This window comes from Methylosinus sp. R-45379, assembly GCF_001644125.1.
Taxonomy (GTDB): Bacteria; Pseudomonadota; Alphaproteobacteria; order Rhizobiales; family Beijerinckiaceae; genus Methylosinus.
The window spans coordinates 1-1,857 of the sequence record NZ_LUUM01000097.1 but is presented as its reverse complement, the minus strand read 5'-3'; the positions used below and the strand labels follow the sequence as shown (position 1 = coordinate 1,857).

The window sequence follows — 1,857 nt, the reverse complement described above, 5'->3', positions numbered from 1 at the left end:
GCGCCTGAAATCCATTATGCCCCCACCGAGAATCTGGAACGCCTCGATGTAGCGCTTCTGCGCGCGGCGCACGTCAAGATCGACCTCGCCGCCTATGTGCTGACGGACTGGCCCGTCATCGACGCGTTGATCGACGCGCATCGACGCGGCGTCGTGGTCAGAATCGTTCTGGACCCCAGCCAGGCGAGCGATCTCGATCGGCTGCGAGAAGTGTCGCAGAGCCTGCGTACGAGCCTGCCCGGTCCTTTCATGCATCTGAAATCCTATTCCGTCGACGACATGCTGTTGCGGACGGGCTCCGCGAATTTCACCGCGTCGGGGATGAAGCAGCAGGATAATGATGTCGTGGTCATCCGCGATCGAGCGGCCGCCCAAACGTTCGAGGCGCGTTTCGAGCAAATCTGGTCGGCCGCAAAGCCGGTCCTTCCTCCCAGCCCCGCTTTCGCCTCACGGGTCGCAGTTCCCCCTTCGACGAAACCAACGGCGCCGGCGAACTGCGAAATCAAAGGAAACATCAATCGCAGTGGCGAACGTATATTCCATAAGCCCGGCGAGCCATTCTACGCCCGCGTCAAAATCGACCAGAATTCCGGAGAGCGCTGGTTCTGCTCGGAGGAAGAGGCGGTCGCCGCGGGTTGGAGACACGGGCGCGTCAATTGATCCCGTGAGACGGAATGCTTTTCGAAGCCGGCAGAATTCGCGTAGACGAGAGCCATACCCTCGAGGATACCTCGATTGCAACCCTGGTTTAGACGGTCCATGCGCCGCGCTGCGCGGACCTTCGCCTTCATCCTCCTCGCGCCGATCGTTCCGGCTGCGCTCTATCTCGCCGTCGCAGCGATCGCGAGCCGCACGCCGGTGAACGACGACTGGCGCGAGCCGGATGGCGGCATAACCATCTACGTACAGACCAATGGCGTGCATACCGGCGTTGTCGTGCCGGCGAAAGCCGCCGGCGTCGATTGGAGCAATCGCATCCACCCGGGTGATGCACCTAGTTGGGCGACCACGCCGCGCTGGTTCGCTTTCGGCTGGGGCGATCGGGACTTTTATCTCAACACGCCGACCTGGGCGGAGTTTTCACTCCTCCGAGGACTGAAGGCTGTGACGGGGCAGGGGTCGACGCTGGTGCATGTGGACCTCCTCGAGGACGTACGCCCGGACGAGACAGTTCGTCCGCTGCGGCTCACGCCCGAGCAATACCGCCGCCTCTCCGCCTTCATCGATGCGACGTTCGCAGACCGGCGCGAGGTCATCCACGGCTATGGCCAGAACGACGTCTTTTACGGCGCGCGCGGCCATTACAGCGCGTTTCGAACCTGCAACGCCTGGACAAACGAAGCTCTGCGCTCCGCCGGCGTTCGCACGGCGTTGTGGAGTCCAATCGATGACGGCGTCATGCGCTGGGCTTCCCAACCGGTAAGGTGATGGCGGCTCGAATACGCCTCTCTGTCCTATCACCCTCCCGACCGAGGCGCGGGAACGCGTGCGCTCGAAAATCGCAACAGACGTGGCTGCGCCTCACATCGGCGATTGGAACACCATGATCCAACGCGCCAAGAGCGGGCATGCCGATTTTCGGATTGCGCCCAGGGCGAGCGTCTTTGGAACGGCTTCGGAAAGTGCCGAAGCGGCGAAGACGCAGGTCTTCTCCCCGCGTCAGGCGGACAGCACTTCCTCGAGCGCAGCCGACCTCCCTTTCCAAAAGGATGAACGAAGGAATATTCTACGATCATCAGCGCTTTTCCGCGGCTCCGACCTGTAATATCATCGGGATATGCCGAACGATCTATTTCAACCGTTGGAGACGGACCGCCTCCGCTTGCGCTGTGTCGCCACCGAAGATGCCGCCGCGAC

At 62.2% G+C, this 1,857-nt stretch carries 3 protein-coding genes; 2 read left to right on the top strand and 1 reads right to left on the bottom strand.

Annotated features, from left to right (window positions below; translation table 11 throughout):
• Positions 1-660: phospholipase D-like domain-containing protein (locus A1351_RS04895; protein ID WP_064032379.1), on the top strand; the 660-nt coding region annotated here is incomplete at its 5' end.
• 99 nt (positions 661-759) lie between these two features.
• Positions 760-1,428 carry a TIGR02117 family protein gene (locus tag A1351_RS04890; protein WP_083967138.1) on the top strand — a complete coding sequence of 223 codons (669 nt, stop codon included), beginning with the start codon at positions 760-762 and terminating at the stop codon, positions 1,426-1,428.
• Here the strand turns inward: A1351_RS04890 and A1351_RS24435 are convergent.
• Positions 1,397-1,705, bottom strand: coding sequence for an HU family DNA-binding protein (locus A1351_RS24435; RefSeq protein WP_245291572.1), 309 nt, complete (start codon positions 1,703-1,705; stop codon positions 1,397-1,399). The genes A1351_RS04890 and A1351_RS24435 overlap by 32 nt on opposite strands.
• Positions 1,706-1,857 lie beyond the last annotated feature (152 nt).

Bases quoted from the DNA above. Each gene is read 5' to 3' on its own strand.
- A1351_RS04890 (WP_083967138.1), top strand. From the start codon at position 760: ATGCGCCGCGCTGCGCGGACCTTCGCCTTCATCCTCCTCGCGCCGATC.